At 52.6% G+C, this 633-nt stretch carries 1 protein-coding gene; it reads left to right on the plus strand.

Going from position 1 to position 633, the window contains the following annotated elements; genetic code table 11:
- Positions 1-633, plus strand: a 633-nt coding sequence (locus ETC00_RS19485; protein ID WP_171567704.1) for a radical SAM protein, incomplete at both ends; no start/stop codon positions are given.

Raw genomic sequence — 633 nt, forward strand, 5'->3', positions numbered from 1 at the left:
ATACCATGCCGGGTGCAGACCTCGTGGTCGCAAACTCACACAAAGGTTTTCTCGAAGATCTTCTCGACAAACACTTCAGCGGCCAACTAACGGACGGCAAAGTCTTCCGCTCGAACATTTTCCGCAAAGACGATCTCGAAGCGGGGGGCGGCATTGAAGCTGGCCACACGCGCGCGTTTTTAAAGATTCAAGATGGTTGCAATAGCTTCTGCACGTACTGCGTGATTCCATTTGCGCGCGGTAAATCACGTAGCATTTCGGTCAAGGATCTCGTGAAACGGATCCAGGAACTTCAGGCGCAAGGTGCGGCGGAAATCGTCCTGACCGGTGTTCACATCGGCGATTACGAAGATGTTGTGACAGTGCCTGCCGTCCAGTCGGCATCCGGCACACCCGAAAAGAAGAAACTGTTCCTCCATGACTTGGTGCAAGCTGTTCTTGAGCAAACGACAATTCCAAGAATTCGGTTGTCGTCGCTTGAGCCTGTCGAACTGACGCCTGAGCTTTTAGCGCTCTATAAAAATAAGCGCATGTGCCCGCACTTCCACATGAGCATTCAAAGTGCGAACACGCGCGTTCTTGCGGGCATGAAGCGCAAGTACACGGCTCAAGATGTCGAAGACGCCTTGAGTG

The organism is Brevibacillus sp. MCWH, from assembly GCF_013096935.1.
Classification (GTDB): domain Bacteria; phylum Bacillota; class Bacilli; order Brevibacillales; family Brevibacillaceae; genus Brevibacillus; species Brevibacillus aydinogluensis.